We start from the raw sequence: 19,314 nt of genomic DNA, 5'->3' as shown, positions 1-19,314 counted from the left end.
AGATAATCCATCTTTGTGTTCTTCGTTTTAAGGAGAATAAAATAGTTTCTAAACACAATTTTAACGTTTTATCCTTTTGATGTCAATACGATTAACACTTTATAAGTCTAGTATATTTTTTTTACCATGTCATTGTACACGTTGTTACTTTGGAACAAAAAACACCTAGTTTATTAACAATAAAAATTGTCAAAACTAGGTGCAAACGAATCTATATTTAACATGTATATTTAAAATTCCGAACTTCTTATTTTTTTAAAACAGGAGGTAAAAAACGATATAGTTTGTATTTACCTCTATCTTTTTCATCTAAATAGATTTGTGATGTAGGAAAATACACAAATCCATTTCCATCTATAGCAAAAGAGTCTGCCCATTTTATTCTTTCATCTTTGATCACTTGCTCTAATTCATTACGAGAAGATAGTCTATTAATAGCATCATCCTCAAGTCCTCCCATCCACAAATTACCCTTTGAATCAAACATCATTCCATCTGTAGCGGGAACTTCAGTAACTTTTTCGACATAAACTGCCACTTCTGCATCATCTAAACAATAGTCTCTTAAAACTACTGTTGGTATACGGTATAATGTATGACCAGTTAGTGCTATATAGTATAGAAATTGACCATCTGGAGTTAAAGCAATGCCATCAGAGTCAACACTATTATCCCATCGGACACCATTACACATCAAATGATCTTTTTCACTCTTTGTCGAATAATGCTGGGATAATCGTCTTTTAACTTCTTTATTCTTAAGATCTAGAATGACCAACGCTCCAGATCCTGAATCGGTCAAATAGACAACGTCATATTTACAGTCAACCCTCAAGTCATTAAAATAAGACCCTTTTTGGTAAGTATCCGAAGGGAAATAGTACTTTTCAATCAAACTATTATTAGAGAGGTTAAAACAAAATAGGACTGGTCCTCCTTCTAAGACCCCTTTAAACTTCGGATTGCGTGTATCAAGAACCCATAAACGATCTTTTGAATCAACATATACAGATTGAACTGCAATAAAATGATCCTCACTCTCAGAATTCCACTCTAAATCAGGAAAAGGCATTGCATCACCTCGAACGACTTCCGCAACACTAATTGGAACATCATCAGACCATCTCGGGTAATTGACAAAAATTCGCCCTTCTTTAGAAACAGCAACTCCTGTCCACTGATTTACACCATTACCCATCTCTTCTAAAGGGTCACATTCCTTATCAGGACCACAACAAGATGTAAAGACTAAAAGAGGTAAAAATAAAACACTAAAAATGTAATAAAGGGAACGATGACAATACTCCATATATAAGTTTTTTGTTAAATAATCAGAGATGAATATTTTCTTTATATAAATTCTCTAATTGTCAAATTTAGATCAATATCCCATTGGGGATATCTTACTATGAAAACAAAGTGTTCTACAAATAGTTCATCTTTAAGCAGGTGTATATGTGGTTTAAATCAAACAATCACCAAGGGAAGCATAGATCTCATTTGTTAAATTTCGCAAAAAAACTACCTTTAAGGTAGTTTTTTAACTAAACACTTCAATTCATTAATTATGATAAAGATTAAAACACTCTTCTCCTTAGCATGCACTCTATTGATGCTAAATACATCCTTTGCTCAAGACAAAAATGGTTTCGGTGTTAAAGCAGGTATGAACTTCAACAAACTAAACATCGATAATTTTGATAATAACAGCACTTCATACCTTGATGACACAAAAAATAAAACTGGTTTTCATGCTGGTATTTTCTATAATTTCTGTAGCAAGAGGAATAATATTGTCTTCCAACCAGGACTAAACTTTATACAAAGAGGTACGGAGGCTTCTTATATAAAAAAAGATGGTTATTACACCGACAAGTACGACTTTGATATGACGATGAATTATCTTGAGATACCATTAACAATCAGTTATAATGTTGCCAAATTAAACGGAACTGGTAATTACTTCCGCTTATTTGTTGAACCAGCCATTTCTTTTGCATTGTCTGGAAAAATAGATAACAACAACGATGAATCAAAAATCCGATTCGGGAATGATTTATCAAACGAAGATCAGATAAAACCAATCAATGTTTCTTTGAAATTTGGTGCTAGCGTTAAAATCAATAGCTTTGAACCATATCTTGGATATGACCTCGGTTTAAATGATATTAATAACAGTAATAGCATATATCAAAATAGAGGCTTTTACATTGGTCTATCTTACCACTTTAAATCTATTTATTAAACATATTTCAGGGAAGTTCATAAAACTTCCCTTTTATTACTTTTGATAATAGTCAATTTTTAACGAACAAGTCAATGGAAAACTATTTATTCTTTGTTCAAATATTTGTTTTTGTATTTCAAGAATAAATGAAGATGCATTCCATCACACAATCCCCATTAGGATATTTTGTATATGCCTCACTTCATATTCACTCGACTCAAGCTCGTCCCTTCTTTTACCTTCCTCCCACTCTTACTCACCTATTAGAGGTATAAGGGGCATATATTGGTTATGCATTCGTCACAACACATGTGTAGTTGATGTAACTGATATATGACGGATATGTGACCAATATATCAACAAAAGACGAAGGAAGGGCGAAGGAAGGGCGAAGGAAAGTAGGAGGAGATACTATGGTGGGAAAAATCGAGTAGTTTACGATTCGTTGTTTGGGAGTGTTAATTGACTCAGTCCTCTGTCTGAACAATATTAACCCGTCGGGAGTGTAATATCACGATTTCTTTTGTAAAGTCTTAAAATCAAATTGTCATAAAACAATTAATTGCGACATGTTGGCGTCGGTTTAATAGTATCGATTTATGCATCGGGTTACTTTAAATTAGCATTTTATCTATACTCTATCGAAGCGTCCTCCACCCTAACGGTTATTTGATAGAGAACAAACATGAAGTGGGTGGCTTTTAAGAGTTGTTTAATTCCCTTCTGTTATGGAAGGAAACGATATTCAAACTCCATTTTACCACAGCATAGAGAAGGACAAATAACAACCGTCTGATGTTCGAGCTGGCGTGAACATCAGACGGTTGTTATGATACTTGCATAAGAAAGTTTAGACTCTTCATCAATACATCAATCACATGACACCTTTAGGATATCAGACAGTTACACAAATTCTGGAATTATGTTATCATATTATTGCAAAATAAATATAGGTATCCGAAAACATTTTAGAGTTGCTTTTGTTTAGACAATCGAAAACAAGACATAAATATCTCTTTTATTATTTTTGCGGAAGAGTTAGTAAGAAATCATTATTATAATTACTATGAAAATTAAATCACTTTTACTGTTAGCATATTTGACATTGGGAATGACCATGATCATGCCTAAACCTGTACAAGCTCACTGTGAGATTCCTTGTGGAATATACGATGATGCATTAAGAATTAAGTTAATTAAAGAGCATATTCAAACCATTAAAAAGAGTATGCATGAGATTGATCATTTATCCACACAAAGCAAGACAGATCTTCAACAGATCGTTCGATGGACTAACAATAAGGAAGATCATGCAAAGAAGGTTCAAGAAATTATGACACAATATTTTCTATTCCAAAGGGTAAAATTAGGAACAAATGATGCGACAAAGAAAAGACAAGAACAACTTCTTTTGTCACTTCACGAAGTTTGTGTGTATGCAATGAAATGTAAGCAGTCTTTAGACTACAAAATGGTAGATAAGCTCCAAGCTGCTACTGAAAAATTTGAGAAACTTTACTTTAATAAATAAATATCTATTCGTTTTTTTCCAGCAGTTGTAACTGGTGAGTTCTGCTGGTTCTTTTGTTAATTATTTCTGACATATCGATAAGAGGCAACCATGATTACATGAGTTGCCTCTTTATCTTATTGAGCAATTAGGCTTTAATCACCAAATACATTTGCCCAATCTTGTTGCATATCTACGACTACATAACCATTTTTGTGGGCATAGGGAAGCACTTTATCAGTATGCCCATCATATTGAAACTCTCGTTTGGCATCTGTATGGTGAATTAAGATTGAGAGAGTTTGCCCTTCCCCTTTATGCGTATATTCTAACATATGAAAATCACCATTTGAATTACCAGCAGCAACAATAGGTCGTTTTCCAATCGCTTGCTTTATTAAACGTGGTTTTCCATCCCAATTATTCACATACTGTCCTTTACTCGTTCGATATAAGATCCCTTCATCATATTTCAAGGCAGTGGTTGTTCCAAAGACATGAGAAGGGTCTACACCATATAGTTCACGACTGAAAAGCTTCAAGAAGTCACCTTCATCTGCTGTAATAATGTAGACCTTGAATCCACTCTTTTTCAGGAAGTCTATCAACTCTTTCATCGGCTGGTAGGTCATCTGAAATATTGTTCTATCTAACTTATTATTCCTCCATTTGGAGAAAAAAGTCCTATTCCACATTTCATACTCTTCTACTTTCATGCCAGAAAAAGCACTACCCATTAATTGTCCAACGATATCTAACATTTTTCCTTCCTTATACTCTTCCATAAAAAAATGAAGGTCTTTCATGCTCTTCGAAAGAATAAACTGGTGAAGACTTTTAAATGGTTCCTCATTAACCTTTTCAGGATGCTCTTTAATTAATTGTTCTACTCGATAGAACACACCATAAAAGTGGCTATATAGAGGTTTTTCACTCCACAGGGTCCCATCATTATCAAATACTGCAATACGATCTTCTATTGGAACAAAAGTATCGCTTCCAGGAGTTGTCACTTTATTTACAAATTCAACAATTCTTTTTTTTACTTTATTGTCATTCCAGCTGGCTAAATCTGCAGATGGTTCTACAGGTTGTTTTTGTTCATATTGACATGATATAAAACAAAATAGAGTGATACCAAATAGTATTTTATTCATAATGAATCTTTTAAATTTCATCTCTTTATAACATTATAAAACATCAAATGGTTCACCACTCGCATTCGCACTGAAATAAAAAGTAAATCCACAAAGACAAAATATTAATTGATGGTACCCTTAATAAGATGAGTTGTTTGCTATGAAATTACCAATAAAAACAGATATTACAGAAGCAATAGAGTCATCAAATTATAAAATAAGGCACCCGTTGATGTAATGGTATTCAGTTTAATAAATCAAGACAAAAATTAGATCTAAGAGTAATACACTGAATTTCTTGCCTTGTATAATCAAAATATCTTCGCAAGTCTTGAGATCTCATTTCAAAATGTAATTGATATCAAAGGTCTATTTTCCGGAATCAGAATTTCTCATACAAGATATCCTCAGTCAATTCCACTTTTTCGTTTAATGCATCTATCTGAAACACAAACTGTCCTTTCTCTGCAATTCGTTGCCCATTGTTTAATACAAAGCTTAAATCTTTTGCGGTCAATACAAAAGATATTTCAGACGTCTCTCCTACATTAAGTTGCACTTTTCTAAAACGTCTAAGACGAATTACATCTGGAGTTAACGATGCATAACAATCAGAACTGTATAACTGAACAACCTCTTTTCCTTTACGAGACCCTATATTTTTCACCTCAACTGAGACAGTTATTGTATCCTTAGAACTAAAACTTTTGGGAGATACTTTTAAATTTCGATATTCGAACGTGGTGTAACTCAATCCATAACCAAAAGGGTACTGAGGATAGAAGCCACCGGAATAATCATATAAACCATCTGTGGTTTTACTCTCCTCAGAAGGCTTATGATAATAGACATCAAGAGAATTTGCATGCATAGGATAGGTGTATGGAAGTTTCCCTGAAGGGTTTACCTTTCCAGTGATAACATCCATCAAAGCTTCTGCTGTATAACTCCCAGAGATATAAGTTTGAACGATAGCAGATACTTTCGGTTCTATATTTCTGATTATTCGTGGTCTTCCTTCACTAAGCACCAATATTAGAGGTTTGCCACTCTTTGAAGCAGTATCAACGAGTGTTTGTTGTTTCTCCGAAAGGTCTAGTTCAGAGAGATCTCCAGGCTTCTCTGTATAAGAATTCTCCCCAAGACAAAGAATAATATAGTCTGCTTTCATAGCGCTCTTTGACACTAAGGAGAGGTTACTTGACTCCTCATGAAAATATTTAGCACCACGATATAAGACGGTAGGTAAATACTCTACATTATTTCGACCAAATATTTGAACGGCAGCCTCAAGAAAAGTCGAGTAATCGGCTCCTTCTTTGTCAGCATTCTGACCTTGCCAAGAGTAAGACCATCCTCCTAATAAAGGACGCATTGTATTTGCATTGGGACCCAATATAAGCAACTTAGATTCCGTGGAGATAGGAAGTATATTACCTTCATTCTTTAATAATGTTATAGCTTCGGATGCAGTATTATATGCTAATTTCTTTGAACTTTCTGATGCAATATTTGGGTACTCTCTAAATGAAGTGGTTGGAGTATTAAATAGATTCAACCGATGCTTTAAGACTAGATTACGCCTTACAGCATCATCTAATCTCTCCATTGAAACCTCTTTGCTCTTAACTAACTCAGTAAGCAATTTACAATATCTCACATAATCGAATGGAACCATTGATAGATCTATTCCTGCATTGAAAGCCATTTTAACAGCCTCTTTATGATTTACGGCCACTTTATCTCTCGTATGTATCTTTTCAATATCAGCCCAATCTGTAACAACGACACCATCAAATTCCATCCTTTGCTTTAGCAAATTGGTCAACAAATCTCTATTGGCATGGACAGGAAGACTATTTACAATTCCAGAATTTACCATCACAGATAAAGCCCCTTTCTCTATTGCCGCTTTAAATGAAGGCAAGTAGTAGTCGTACAACGTTGATTTAGAGATCTCGATAGGAGTACGATCTTTCCCTGAGTTAGAGGCATAACAGAAGAAGTGTTTTAAACAAGCAGCCACATGATGCTGATCCACATTATCGCGTGAGACCCCTTGGTATCCAATAACTGCAGACTCACCCATCTTCGAAGCAAGGTAAGGATCTTCCCCATAGGTTTCCCACATCCTAGCCCAACGAGGGTCACTACCTAAGTCCATTACAGGGGAAAAAGTCCAAGGGATTCCACTTGCTCTTGTTTGTTGTGCAGTCACTTCATTTATTCTTTGTGCCAGCACAGGGTTCCAAGTCGCAGCTTGCGCAATTTGTTGTGGAAATAGAATAGCCCCTTTTGTATAAGAAGCACCATGAATAGCATCCACCCCATAGAGGATCGGCACATGTAAACGAGACTCATCGATCGCGACATTCTGAATTTGTTTGATTAATCGATTCCATGTTTCAACAGGTAATGCTCGCCCTTGGGTCGTATTCAATATTGAACCCACATGATATTTAAGAAGTGCTTGATTCAATTTTAAAGTATCAAGCTCTATTCTATGTTTAGACTTTTTATTTATCACCACATCGAGGGTGATCTGTATAGTTTGTCCAACTTTCTCTTCAATAGACATAGAAGAGATTAACTTCTCGACTTCAGGAATTCGTGGAACATCATCATTTTTTTGAGTCTTACATGAGAATAGAGCAAGTGTGATGCTGATGGCAAATAAGAGAGGGTTTTTCATTATAATGTGTTAAGTTCAAAGTTTATTCTGAAATATATCAATTCTATATTCGGACGAGACTTGCCCCCCTTCATGCAGAGATGCACAATCCCTATATCTTTCAATATAATAAAAAACTTTAACAATCACATGATAGCTGAACGTGTCCATTTCAATAGAGCTGTATAGACTAATTTCATCATGTTCCATAACACATAAAAGCGTACTCAGAAACAGTCTATATTTTTCTGTTTAGAAAAGAAAAAAAAATACATTTATCCCTCAAGAACTAATCAATAAAGTAGAAAGGGGAATTCTACTACGTAAGAAAAATTGAACTAAATTAATACCTATGATTACATTTTTAGTATCAATAGCACTACTTGTTATAGGCTACTTTGTCTATGGTCGCTATATGGAAAAAGTGTTTGGAGTAGACAAAAACCGTCCAACTCCAGCAATTGAAAAACAAGATGGGGTGGATTTCGTTCCGATGCATCCAGCAAAAATATTTCTTATCCAATTCCTAAATATCGCAGGTCTTGGTCCAATATTTGGAGCTATAGCAGGAGCATTATGGGGGCCGATTGCATTCTTATGGATCGTATTTGGATGTATCTTTGCAGGAGCAGTTCACGATTTCTTGTCTGGTATGTTGTCTGTTCGACATGGAGGAGAGAGCCTTTCAGAGATTGTAGGGATCTATCTCGGCAAAGCGATTAAGATATTTATGAGAGTCTTTTCAGTCGTACTACTTATTCTTGTTGGTGTAGTCTTTGTTAAAGGGCCTGCAACGATTCTACACGATTTAACAAACATGGAGGTTCCGGTCTTGATCGCCATCATATTTTGTTATTACATTCTTGCGACACTTGTTCCTGTAGATAAACTTATTGGAAAAGTATACCCTCTATTTGGACTATGCTTACTGATTATGGCAGTAGGAATTGCATGGAACCTGATAACGGAAGATTATGCAATTCCTGAATTATCAAGAGAGATGTTTCAAAATCTTCATATTCAGAAGAAACCAATATTTCCAATGCTATTTATAACCATAGCATGCGGTGCCATTTCTGGATTTCATGCAACCCAATCACCTATGATGGCAAGATGCATGACAAATGAAAAGTTAGGGCGTAGGATTTTCTATGGGACAATGATTACTGAAGGTATTGTAGCCCTTATATGGGCAGCAGCAGCAATGTCATTCTTTGGTGGAATTAAAGAGCTTGGAGAACAGATGTCACAACCAAATCACAATGCAGCATGGGTGGTGAAAGAAGTATGTAACTCCATGCTAGGTAAAGTTGGTGGTATATTAGCCATCTTAGGGGTAGTAGCAGCACCAATCACATCAGGAGATACGGCATTTCGTTCAGCACGTCTAACAGTAGCTGATGCATTAGGTTACTCACAAAAGAGTATAGGCAAGAGACTAGCCATAACGATACCAATCTTTGCGATTGGCTTTCTTCTAACACAAATAAACTTTGCAATCATTTGGAGATATTTTGGATGGGCAAACCAAACATTAGCGACCATCACACTATGGGCAGCGACAGTATACTTAATGCAAGAAGGACGAAACTATTGGACCGCATTTATACCCGCTTTTTTTATGACGAACGTAGTCACAACCTATATTTTCGTTGCAAAAGAAGGAGTCGGTTTACCAATGAATTTATCGACAATATTGGGAGCCATAGGCTCCATCGTTTGTATTATTCTTTTTATTTTATATCGCAGAAAATATAATCGTGACAAACTAAACTCTTAATCAACATAAAACAAAGACTTACAAAGCCATTAGCTAGAACAAATATCATATTTTATTGTTCTTCTAGTGGCTTTCATTTTAACAACAAAACCTATGCAAAAAACCTTAATCATTTGTGCTCATTACGAGAATCAAGGATACTTAAACGACATCTATCAGCAGATATCGAAAACACTTGTATCCTCAGGTCATGCCTTAGAAACCATAACCCTCTATAAAGAATCTTTTGATCCCATAAGGAGTGAATATGAGGATAAGATGTATAAGATGGGGATAGAAGCTCCTTCAGATGTTCAGAAATATAGCAACCTTATTATGCACTCCGATCAAATAATCATACTCTTCCCTCTTTGGTGGAATGGATATCCTGCCATTCTAAAAGGGTGGATTGATCGAATTTTCTCACCTAATAGACTCAATAATCCCACTCGAATCACGGAGAATATTAAAACACAAGTTAAGCTTATTGCTTTCTACGAAACCCCATGGATAATGGAGCCAATAAAAGAGACCAAAGAGGCACTAGAAATAACTTTAAACCAAGGGGTATGGGGAAGAATGGGATATCATACCATGCCTATCATATGGATCGAAGACCAAAGAGAGCTCTCCAAAGAGAAGGTTGAAGATCGCCTAAATCGGATTATCCATAAAGTCCAATTAGATAGCCAAGAAGATCAATAAAATATCGTAGGATATAATGTATGAAAAAAGGTAGTACTCGAAAGTACTACCTTTTCAATATTATCTAAAAAGATATCATGTTGACTAGTGTTTACCACTTAGTTTTTCTCATATCTTTTGAATCAGCAAATTCAAGGTGCATATTAAATGCAGACCCTAATGTTTGAGGTGTATGAACGATCTTTTCATTCAATTTCAAATAACCTCTTAATAGGTCTTTATACTCAGGGTGTACACAATTTTCGATAATAGTTTCTGCTCTTTGGCGTGGACTCTTACCTCTCAAATCAGCAATACCTTGCTCTGTAATAATAATCTTCACTGAGTGCTCAGAGTGGTCTTGGTGAGAAACCATAGGAACGATAGTACTAATAGCACCACCTTTAGCAACAGAAGGACAAGTAAAGATTGACAAGAAACTGTTACGAGTAAAGTCTCCTGAACCTCCAACACCATTCATCATTGTTGTTCCAAGTACGTGAGTACTGTTTACATTACCAAAGATATCCGCTTCTAGAGCAGTATTGATCGTAATCAAACCTAATTGACGAACAACTTCTGGATTATTCGAGATCTCCTGTGGACGAAGAACCAATTTATCCTTAAAGAAGTCATAATCACGATAAATACCATCTAACTCTTCAGGTGTTACAGTAAGTGAACATCCACTCGCAAAAGTAATATCTCCTTTACGAATTAATCCAATAACTGAATCTTGGATCACCTCTGTATACATTCTAAATGGTGGGATATCTGGATTAGAACCCAATGCACCTAACACTGCATTAGCAATGTTACCTACACCTGACTGAATAGGTAAAAACTCTTTCGGGATAGTTCCTTTTTTCAACTCTCCTGCCAAGAATTTAGCTACGTTCTCTCCAATTTTTGTTGTTACCTCATCCGCTGGAGCAAAAGCACCAACTTCATCCTTACGGTTTGTTTCAACAATACCAACAATCTTAGCTGGATCTACTTTAATCACTGGAGAACCAATGCGAGTCTCAGGATTCTCAACTGGAATTTCCTTACGGTAAGGAGGATCAAGAGGCTCATAAATATCGTGTAGACCACGAATAAAAGTTGGATGGTTGCTATTCTTTTCGAGGATTACCTTTTTAGCAAGACGAATAGCAGTTGGTGAGATACCTACTCCTGAAGTAAGAACAATTTCACCATCTTCAGTAACATCAGCAACTTCGATAATAGCAACATCGATATCGCCAAAGAAACCATAACGCATCTCTTGCGCTACAACAGACAAGTGAAGATCAAAGTACTCTGCAGAACCATTGTTCAATGCTTTACGTAGATCTTTATTCGACTGGTAAGGAGTACGGAATTTAACCGCGTTTGCACGAGCTAAAGCTCCATCTAAAGAGTCACCTGTAGATGCTCCAGTGATTACTCCAATTTTAAATGGTTCCCCTTTTGCGTGAAACTCCTCTGCACGTTTAGCAATGGCAGTAGGAATATCTTTAGGCGATCCAGCTGGAGTAAATCCACTGAACGCCACAGTATCATCATGTTGAATGAATGATGCTGCTTCTTCTGGTGTTAATATTTTGTATGACATATCAGCAGTATTGCAATGAATTTTTTACGAGTCACAAATATAGCGAGGCAGAATGTAAAAAGAGATGTTTTTTTTAAAAATATAAGCTCATAATCAAAACATTCATATAAACATCCTTTCAATCTTCTATTTGAATAAGATCATAAACAAAGCAACTAAACACTGATAATCAAACACATAAACACACAACTCATTTAACATCTTCACCATAAAGACATTAAAATAAGATTATTTAATTTAGACACTTTCTAATCCAATTGAGAGCCATTCAATAAGGTGTAAATAGTTTTTCATATCTTTACATTATTAAACTTTTAATTTAAAACAATCTCTAATAATTTGAATAAATCCATCCCCTATTCAACTACGATTTTAATCCGTATTACACGATAAACCAGCCATATAGAATACTCATATATATTTTTATGGGAATAATAATTAATCTATCGGATTCCATTGAACCTTGAATTCAAGTGACAAATGCAGGAATAATTCATTAAATCCTTTTTCATTAAGTTGACCTATAAAGCCATAACTAAGATCTAGCGAGATGCCCTTCACTCCTTTTTAACCATAGACAAGCAATTGTTTTCCCCTACTTTAACACAGTCTTATGTCGGTCCTTATACGGTTCGAATACGGTGATGGTTCATAGTTCGTTCAAGGTTCCTTCATAGTTCACTCAAAGATCCGAGCTTTTTTATGAAGCAACTAAGAAAGAGTAGCAAACTAACCTTGTAGAGTCACCGTATTCGAACCGTTTATAATGCGTTTTAATACCCTGTTTAGCTGCCACTTAAATACTGTTTGATTAATATTTAGTCGTCGCTTAATAGTTGATAACGATAGAGATAGTTATATGCAAAATATGGATGAATCCGAAAATAAGCCAAACAAAGTGACTATTGGCAATAAATACGGCACAATTTGGTTACAAAAAAATGATTAGGTATTTCTCGGTAGCAGTAGAATTATTTACTTTGTATTCTTAACAAATGAAGGAGAATTGATGTTAGAACTTAGTGATTATATATATCCACTCGAAGGAGAGATCGATGCCCAAACTACAGCATTCACATTTCCTTTTCAGTACAATCCACACGATCTTGTAGTGCAAGCAAAGTGTGAAGTAATTAAATGCTTACAATCATTCTCATCCAATACCTATTTGGACAAACATGTCAACCAAAAGATGTTTGGAATATTAGTAGTAACCAACAAACAGCAACAGTTGGGCTATCTAGTAGCTATTTCAGGTATTAACCCAGATCTAACAAAAGAGTTAAACTTAGTCCCTTCAATCGTTTCATTAGAGACAAAAGATGGTTTCTTTAGAAAAGAAGAAACATACATTACAAGGATAAATCAGCTAATCCAGGACATTACAGATAAGAGCCTTTACAAAAGTAACGTAGAGAAACTTACACAAGTAAAAACTCAAAATAGCATCTATTTAGAAGAAGCAAAGAGCGTAAGACAGGAGGCAAAACGAAAGAGGGAAGCCATTAGAAGCTCTTTCAATACACTATCTGATGAAGAAGTATTCGCTTTAGATAAATCACTAAAACAAGAAAGTCAACTTCTAAAAAAAGAGTATAAGAGAGAGAAACAGCTTCGCGAAGCATTAGAACAAGACTTACAACAACTTATCGACAAGTATGAAACACTCTTAGATGATCTTAGATGTATAAGAAAGAGGATGTCACAAGCACTCCAGCAAAAGGTATTTAATCAATACCTTTTATCGAATGCAGAAGGAGATCAAATAAATATCACTAAGTTATTTCAAGACACTAAGGGAGAAAATCCACCAGCAGGAGCTGGAGATTGTGCTGCACCAAAACTTCTACAATTTGTATATAATAATAATCTAACCCCTCTTCTAATGGGAGAATTTTGGTGGGATCCAGAACATAAGGATGATCTGAGAAGACATTTACAATTCTACCCTTCATGCAAAAGCAAATGTCAGCCGATCTTAGGTTTTATGCTTCAAGGGATTCATGTCGACCCCAATCCTATTACTGAAACGGCAAATAAACCATACGAACTTCAAATTCTTTATGAAGATGATTACTTAATGGTGGTCAACAAACCTTCAGGTTTATTATCGGTTCCAGGAAAAGAGATACAGAATTCGGTTTACCATATTATTCACACTCGCCATCCTGAATTCGAAGGACCTCTATTGGTTCACAGGTTAGACATGTCGACTTCAGGTATTCTAATAGCAACCAAAGACCTTGAAACTTATCGAAGAATCCAAAAGCAGTTCCTTCAAAAGAAGATACATAAAAAGTATATCGCATTGATCTCAGGAAAAGTGACAAAAGATAACGGTATTATTTCACTTCCTTTACGAGTCGATTTAGATAATAGACCGCTACAGATGGTTTGTGAGAAATATGGGAAAGATGCCATCACACATTGGGAAAAGATTTCAGAATCTAATGGTAAGACAAGATTATCGCTCTCCCCGATTACAGGAAGAACCCACCAACTAAGAGTTCATTGTGCACATACAAAAGGTTTAAATGCACCTATTTTAGGGGATGAACTATACGGTACAAATACAAATGGTAGGCTATGTCTCCACGCAGAACAGATTACTTTCGAACATCCATATACGAGAGAAACCATAGAAGTTCACTGCGAATGTCCATTTTAAAAATCACGCAAAACGTATAATCATAAATAATATTGCAATATATTTTTATTTGTTTTGGTGGTACACAAAAAAAACATATATTTACAAAAAAATAATCAATTTACTTATTAACAAACATTAAAGCTCATTGCCTATCGACATGATTCTACCTTTATAACCAACTCAAACTATATAGATGAATCAAAATAATTTAATCCCAGATCAGACTTTGGTACAAAAGTACCTTGATGGCGATGATTATGCTTTGGACGTATTGATTACACGTCATAGAAATCGACTATTTACTTATATTGTAATGGTTGTCAAGTGTCACTCTTTAGCTGAGGATGTATTACAAGATACTTTTATCAAAATTATTCATTCCTTAAAGAATGGCAAATATAAAGATAACGGTAAATTTATCTCTTGGGCAGTAAGAATTGCACATAATCTTATCATTGATCATTTTCGAAAAGAAAAACACCTGAATACAATATCTAATGACAATTGTGAGGCAGATCTGTTCAACTGTATTCAATTCTCCGACAAAAGCATTGAGACAGAGATAATTAACGACAGGGTTATCTATGAAGTAAGTGAAATCATGAATCTTCTTCCTAAGGATCAACAAGAAATCATTAAACTTAGACACTACTATGGTCTTAGCTTTAAAGAGATTGCGGAACAAACCAATGTTAGCATTAATACAGCTTTAGGGAGAATGCGATATGCATTAATAAATATGCGTAAAATCGTTGATGATAAAAATATAGAACTAACTCTTTGTAGTTAAAACTCATCTAAGTGTTCTCTATGAGAACATCTATATAGGGTGAGGTAAAATAAACAGATTCGATCATCATACTTTTAGAAGAGTGATGATCGAATTCTCATTATATTGCTGCTGAAGAGCTATTATTATATTACAATATGAATATAATAACTCATACCGTTTTTTACTTCTCAAAAACACATCCTGCAACACTTCTATTCACACAGCTATCTTTAAATAGTTGAATGAAATACATCTTCAATAACAAAAATCTAGATATTTTCTTGATTCGATAAAAAGTAGACTAAAATAACACTTCCTAAATCCACACATATAGACTACAATTGAATCATAGACTTTTTTAATATAAAGTCAGAAATGGGTAGTATAATAAAAAAAACAGACTCCAACAACGTAATCACATTAAGTACAACATGTTACTAACAATAAATATATCAAAAAGTATTATTTCTTTGTAAAATAGAGAAGATTACACCTAATATTTATTTACATAATACCACCCCACAAAAAATCAATTAATAGTTTAATTCGATAAAAAACTTACAATTCGTAGATTTTTAAACAAAAAAATCGTTTATTTGCGACAGTTTATAATCTAAGTATATTTTAATCCGTGAATTTTTCAAGACAAGAAGTAAAGCAGCCTACACTATTACAGGCGCTCATTCCAATTGCATTTTTATTAGCATTATTGGCTATAAACGTAAAGATTTTTGATGATACTATTGCAGGATCAAATCAAATTGCATTATTACTTACAGGGGGGCTTGCAGGTCTAATCGCAATTTTTAACGGGCAGAAATGGGAACATCTTCAACATCAGATATTGAAGACGTTACATTCAGCGATGCCATCCATGCTCATTCTTTTTCTCATAGGCTCACTTGCCGGAACATGGATGATCAGTGGAGTCGTTCCAGCAATGATTTATTATGGATTGGACGTCATCAATCCGACATTCTTTCTTGTATCTTCTGTAATTGTATCAGCCATTGTATCAGTTGCAACAGGTAGTTCGTGGTCTACAATTGCAACCATTGGAGTCGCACTATTAGGAATTGGTAAAGCATTAGGTTTTTCAGAAGCAGTGACTGCAGGAGCGATTATTAGTGGAGCCTACTTTGGAGATAAGATGTCACCATTGTCTGACACAACCAATCTAGCTCCAGCCATGGCAGGAACAGATCTTTTTACCCATATCCGTTATATGGTATATACAACTGTTCCATCGATAACGTTAACACTTATTATTTTTCTAGTAATGGGATTTACTATGGAGACAAATGGTATAGCAGATGTATCGGCAGTAAAAGATGCAATAGCACAGACCTTCACCATATCACCTGTTCTATTTTTAGTTCCAATAACACTCCTAGGGATAATTATTTTAAAAATGCCTCCTCTCCCAGCACTTTTAGTTGGAACCTTAATGGGAGGATTGGCAGCGGTTATCTACCAGCCACATATTGTGAATGAAATTTCGGGTGTTACAGATAACTATGCATTATCCTCGTATAAAGGTGTCATGCAATCCATGTTAGGTTCTGTTTCAATAAAGACTGATAATACCATGGTTTCGGATCTCATGAATACATCAGGAATGGGAGGAATGCTATCAACCGTCTGGCTTATCATATCAGCGATGGTATTTGCAGGAATTATGGAAGGTGCTCATTTTCTACAAAGAATCACACAGTCCATTATCAAGTTTGCAAACAACACAACTTCACTTGTAGCGGCAACAGTTGGAACAGGCGTATTCTTTAACTTTACAGCATCAGATCAATATTTAGCTATCGTAGTTGCAGGAAGAATGTTCAAACAACCTTATCAAGATAAGAAAATAGCACCAGAAGTTCTAAGTAGAGCACTAGAAGATTCTGGAACTGTTACCTCTGTTTTAATCCCCTGGAACACATGTGGAGCTGCCCAATCAAAAGTACTAGGAGTAGCAACACTAACATATCTTCCTTACTGCTTTTTCAATATCATCAGTCCACTCATGTCTATCTTTGTAGCAATGATTGGCTATAAGATTCGATACATAAAAGACAACAAAGAGGAAATCATATCAGAATAATTTAAAAGGAGTTCGTTTAGCGAACTCCTTTTAACTATTATAGTGCAACTATCTACCATTCATAGCACTGACCTTTGAGTACACCAGATAATTTGAGAGGTTAGATACTTTAATAAAAATATCATATGAGACAATCAACTGCGTCTGCCATCCTACCTCTAAAGGAAATTCATATGCACGATTAACTCGCTTTCCTTTACTTAATACCTCAACAGAATGCAAAGAGTTGTAAACTATTAATTTTAGTTGATCACATCCTCTAAAACAACATCTCTCAATTTGACGAAGATAAAAAGGAAGTTCAACTATCGATAATTTTTCACAACCTGCAAATACTTCCCTCCCTATAAATTCGAGATGGTCAGGAAGAGAAACATATGACTTTAAATTACGACAATTATAGAATGCACGATCTTCAATATATTGAAGTTTATACGGCCACTTATTAATTCTCTCAAGACACCAAAGACCAGCAAAAGCTTCAGTTGATATCCCTACAATTGGCTTGCAATCAACATAATCAGGAAAAGATAGAGCTATTCTACTCTCTGCGATTATTTTCACATCATTAATAATTATTCGATTATCGAATTCTTTACATATCAATTCGACGTTCTTGTTTAAGGTTACCGAGAAAGAGTAATCGTCTAAGGTAGTCTGGTCAGATACATAAGAATCTGAAGAAGAGCTATACTTATAGGTCATAACAAGATATTTAAACAGTTTTCATGAAGTCTTACATTCATACAACAACAGCAAATTCATATTGTTACAAAAAAGGCACATAAAATATTAATTCTATGCACCTTTTCCTTTTTTTATAGCTTATTGTGACCTTATCAATGATTTTTACGATATCCAATCACCCTCATTTTGATTTTATATCATCATTGCAAGAAGATTTATTAACATTATTGGGGGCTAGTTCTTTGTAAATTTAGAGGAATAAACCAATTTATGATCTGTTCCGTATAACTTAATAATGTACATCCCCGAAATTAATGATGAAACATTAAGAGCTGTTTCATTTGAGTCAATTGCACCCTTTGAAACAATCGATCCCAATACATTGTAGATCTCAAAAGATGAAATTAAATCATTACTTTTCACATTCAATATCTCAATAACTGGGTTTGGATAGATTGAAACATTCACTTTTTGCAAATCTACGCTTGCCAAAGCTCTACTGTTCTCGTAGATAAAAAGTTTGTCAGTAGTAGAAACAAAAACTTCACTTCGACTACCAGCAATACTTTTCAATGCACTAACTTTCACGACAACGTTATCCACAACATTATCTATATTCTCATAGGTAGTAAGTTTCTTATCAAACTGATTTACTCCCCAGTGATTCGAACTTTTGTCTGTAAGAGATAAAACCATAAAGAAATCAGCAGATTCAGCAACAGCTTGTGATTTATTAAAGGTATCGTTATTCTTGTATTTCTTCGAACACTCAAGGTATCCATCTACATGAGCATTACCTTCAGTAATAGAGATACCACGATTGCGGTCTAACATCATTACTTTATCATTTGAAAGCAACATTAAATCTCTCACATCACTAATAATACTTTTCTTTGAACTTCCAGTTGCTGTAAAAGTTTGTTCTAAATTACCATCTGCTGTAAATATCTCCAAATCAATTCCACCAACCCAGATACGACCATCTGCGGCTTCAAGAACACATTGTGGAGAAACAGCTGAAACGAACTCATTAGTCACAACACCTTTAGAGTCTAAAAAATATAGTTTATTAGATACATCACTTACAGCAAGAAAAGATCCATCTGACTTAATCGCAAAAGCATTAATACTTATACCTGGAAGTACTGCATTAAAATCTACGACAGTGGTTAATACAGAAGTCGCAGTATTTACAGTTACAATAGACGCTTTGTTGTTTAATGCATATAACTCATTCTTATAATATTTAAGTGTAGTTAATCCAGCAATATCTAATTCAGCTTTCTTTTTCCAATCATGCGCAGAAGTCAACAACGGCAATATTAAGCCAATAAAAAGTAAAAGTTTTTTCATGTTATGTATGTTTAGAGTTTGTATCTATTTGAATAACACTCTATGGTTATAATTTTGAAAATGTTTACTTCAAAACTATTAATCCTAAAAAGGAATAGACTTCACTTTTTCACATATTAAACACAACATATGTCTAAAATAAATTCATTTTTGTAGAATAGATAAAG

The 19,314-nt window shown here is 34.7% G+C and carries 13 protein-coding genes; 7 read left to right on the top strand and 6 right to left on the bottom strand.

Annotation, left to right across the window (positions count from 1 at the left end):
- Window positions 1-247: 247 nt before the first annotated feature.
- Complete coding sequence (locus K5X82_00365; protein QZT37361.1) at window positions 248-1,309, bottom strand: SMP-30/gluconolactonase/LRE family protein; 1,062 nt, start codon at window positions 1,307-1,309, stop codon at window positions 248-250.
- A 258-nt stretch (window positions 1,310-1,567) separates the two neighbouring features.
- Between K5X82_00365 and K5X82_00360 the strand changes: the two genes are divergently transcribed.
- Both K5X82_00360 and K5X82_00355 read left to right on the top strand, forming a co-directional pair.
- A complete protein-coding gene (locus tag K5X82_00360; GenBank protein QZT37360.1) occupies window positions 1,568-2,245 on the top strand; it encodes a PorT family protein in 678 nt (225 codons plus the stop codon).
- 1,048 nt (window positions 2,246-3,293) lie between these two features.
- Entirely contained in the window at window positions 3,294-3,758 is a 465-nt protein-coding gene (locus K5X82_00355; protein QZT37359.1) for a superoxide dismutase, Ni, read from the top strand.
- A gap of 134 nt (window positions 3,759-3,892) precedes the next feature.
- On the opposite strand, the gene K5X82_00350 is transcribed toward K5X82_00355, so the two are convergent.
- Window positions 3,893-4,894 (bottom strand): haloacid dehalogenase-like hydrolase, encoded by a 1,002-nt coding sequence (locus K5X82_00350; GenBank protein QZT37358.1) that lies wholly within the window; start codon window positions 4,892-4,894, stop codon window positions 3,893-3,895.
- 364 nt (window positions 4,895-5,258) lie between these two features.
- Window positions 5,259-7,568: a glycoside hydrolase family 3 C-terminal domain-containing protein gene (locus K5X82_00345; GenBank protein QZT37357.1), complete on the bottom strand. Its 2,310-nt coding sequence runs from the start codon at window positions 7,566-7,568 to the stop codon at window positions 5,259-5,261.
- A gap of 331 nt (window positions 7,569-7,899) precedes the next feature.
- On the opposite strand from K5X82_00345, the gene K5X82_00340 reads away from it, so the two are divergent.
- A complete protein-coding gene (locus K5X82_00340) occupies window positions 7,900-9,327 on the top strand; it encodes a carbon starvation protein A (GenBank protein ID QZT37356.1) in 1,428 nt (475 codons plus the stop codon).
- Window positions 9,328-9,420: 93 nt separating this feature from the next.
- The gene (locus K5X82_00335; protein ID QZT37355.1) at window positions 9,421-10,011 is read left to right on the top strand and encodes an NAD(P)H-dependent oxidoreductase; all 591 of its coding nucleotides are present in this window, start codon (window positions 9,421-9,423) and stop codon (window positions 10,009-10,011) included.
- A 91-nt stretch (window positions 10,012-10,102) separates the two neighbouring features.
- Here K5X82_00335 and K5X82_00330 read toward each other — a convergent pair whose 3' ends face one another.
- On the bottom strand, window positions 10,103-11,587 hold the full coding sequence (locus K5X82_00330; protein ID QZT37354.1) for an acetyl-CoA hydrolase/transferase family protein: 1,485 nt from the start codon (window positions 11,585-11,587) through the stop codon (window positions 10,103-10,105).
- A 1,009-nt stretch (window positions 11,588-12,596) separates the two neighbouring features.
- Here K5X82_00330 and K5X82_00325 point away from each other — a divergent pair.
- The 3 genes from K5X82_00325 to nhaC all read left to right on the top strand — a co-directional run bounded on the left by K5X82_00325 (window position 12,597) and on the right by nhaC (window position 17,107).
- Complete coding sequence (locus tag K5X82_00325; GenBank protein QZT37353.1) at window positions 12,597-14,255, top strand: RNA pseudouridine synthase; 1,659 nt, start codon at window positions 12,597-12,599, stop codon at window positions 14,253-14,255.
- 175 nt (window positions 14,256-14,430) lie between these two features.
- Entirely contained in the window at window positions 14,431-15,027 is a 597-nt protein-coding gene (locus tag K5X82_00320) for a sigma-70 family RNA polymerase sigma factor (GenBank protein ID QZT37352.1), read from the top strand.
- A gap of 613 nt (window positions 15,028-15,640) precedes the next feature.
- Window positions 15,641-17,107, top strand: a complete 1,467-nt coding sequence (gene nhaC / locus K5X82_00315; protein ID QZT37351.1) for a Na+/H+ antiporter NhaC — start codon at window positions 15,641-15,643, stop codon at window positions 17,105-17,107.
- Window positions 17,108-17,155: 48 nt separating this feature from the next.
- Here the strand turns inward: nhaC and K5X82_00310 are convergent, their stop codons facing one another.
- Both K5X82_00310 and K5X82_00305 read right to left on the bottom strand, forming a co-directional pair.
- Window positions 17,156-17,812: a leucine-rich repeat domain-containing protein gene (locus K5X82_00310; GenBank protein ID QZT37350.1), complete on the bottom strand. Its 657-nt coding sequence runs from the start codon at window positions 17,810-17,812 to the stop codon at window positions 17,156-17,158.
- Window positions 17,813-18,028: 216 nt separating this feature from the next.
- A complete protein-coding gene (locus K5X82_00305) occupies window positions 18,029-19,147 on the bottom strand; it encodes a T9SS type A sorting domain-containing protein (protein ID QZT37349.1) in 1,119 nt (372 codons plus the stop codon).
- Between the last annotated feature and the right edge of the window lie 167 nt (window positions 19,148-19,314).

This window comes from Prolixibacteraceae bacterium, from assembly GCA_019856515.1.
GTDB classification, from domain to species: domain Bacteria; phylum Bacteroidota; class Bacteroidia; order Bacteroidales; family Prolixibacteraceae; genus Halosquirtibacter; species Halosquirtibacter xylanolyticus.
Note: the sequence above shows the minus strand (reverse complement) of the source record. Positions and strands in the feature narration are given on the sequence as shown.

Bases quoted from the DNA above. Each gene is read 5' to 3' on its own strand.
- K5X82_00325 (QZT37353.1), top strand. From the start codon at position 12,597: ATGTTAGAACTTAGTGATTATATATATCCACTCGAAGGAGAGATCGAT.
- K5X82_00365 (QZT37361.1), bottom strand. From the start codon at position 1,309: ATGGAGTATTGTCATCGTTCCCTTTATTACATTTTTAGTGTTTTATTT.
- K5X82_00360 (QZT37360.1), top strand. From the start codon at position 1,568: ATGATAAAGATTAAAACACTCTTCTCCTTAGCATGCACTCTATTGATG.
- K5X82_00320 (QZT37352.1), top strand. From the start codon at position 14,431: ATGAATCAAAATAATTTAATCCCAGATCAGACTTTGGTACAAAAGTAC.
- K5X82_00345 (QZT37357.1), bottom strand. From the start codon at position 7,568: ATGAAAAACCCTCTCTTATTTGCCATCAGCATCACACTTGCTCTATTC.
- K5X82_00330 (QZT37354.1), bottom strand. From the start codon at position 11,587: ATGTCATACAAAATATTAACACCAGAAGAAGCAGCATCATTCATTCAA.
- K5X82_00335 (QZT37355.1), top strand. From the start codon at position 9,421: ATGCAAAAAACCTTAATCATTTGTGCTCATTACGAGAATCAAGGATAC.
- K5X82_00355 (QZT37359.1), top strand. From the start codon at position 3,294: ATGAAAATTAAATCACTTTTACTGTTAGCATATTTGACATTGGGAATG.
- K5X82_00310 (QZT37350.1), bottom strand. From the start codon at position 17,812: ATGACCTATAAGTATAGCTCTTCTTCAGATTCTTATGTATCTGACCAG.
- K5X82_00340 (QZT37356.1), top strand. From the start codon at position 7,900: ATGATTACATTTTTAGTATCAATAGCACTACTTGTTATAGGCTACTTT.
- K5X82_00350 (QZT37358.1), bottom strand. From the start codon at position 4,894: ATGAATAAAATACTATTTGGTATCACTCTATTTTGTTTTATATCATGT.
- K5X82_00305 (QZT37349.1), bottom strand. From the start codon at position 19,147: ATGAAAAAACTTTTACTTTTTATTGGCTTAATATTGCCGTTGTTGACT.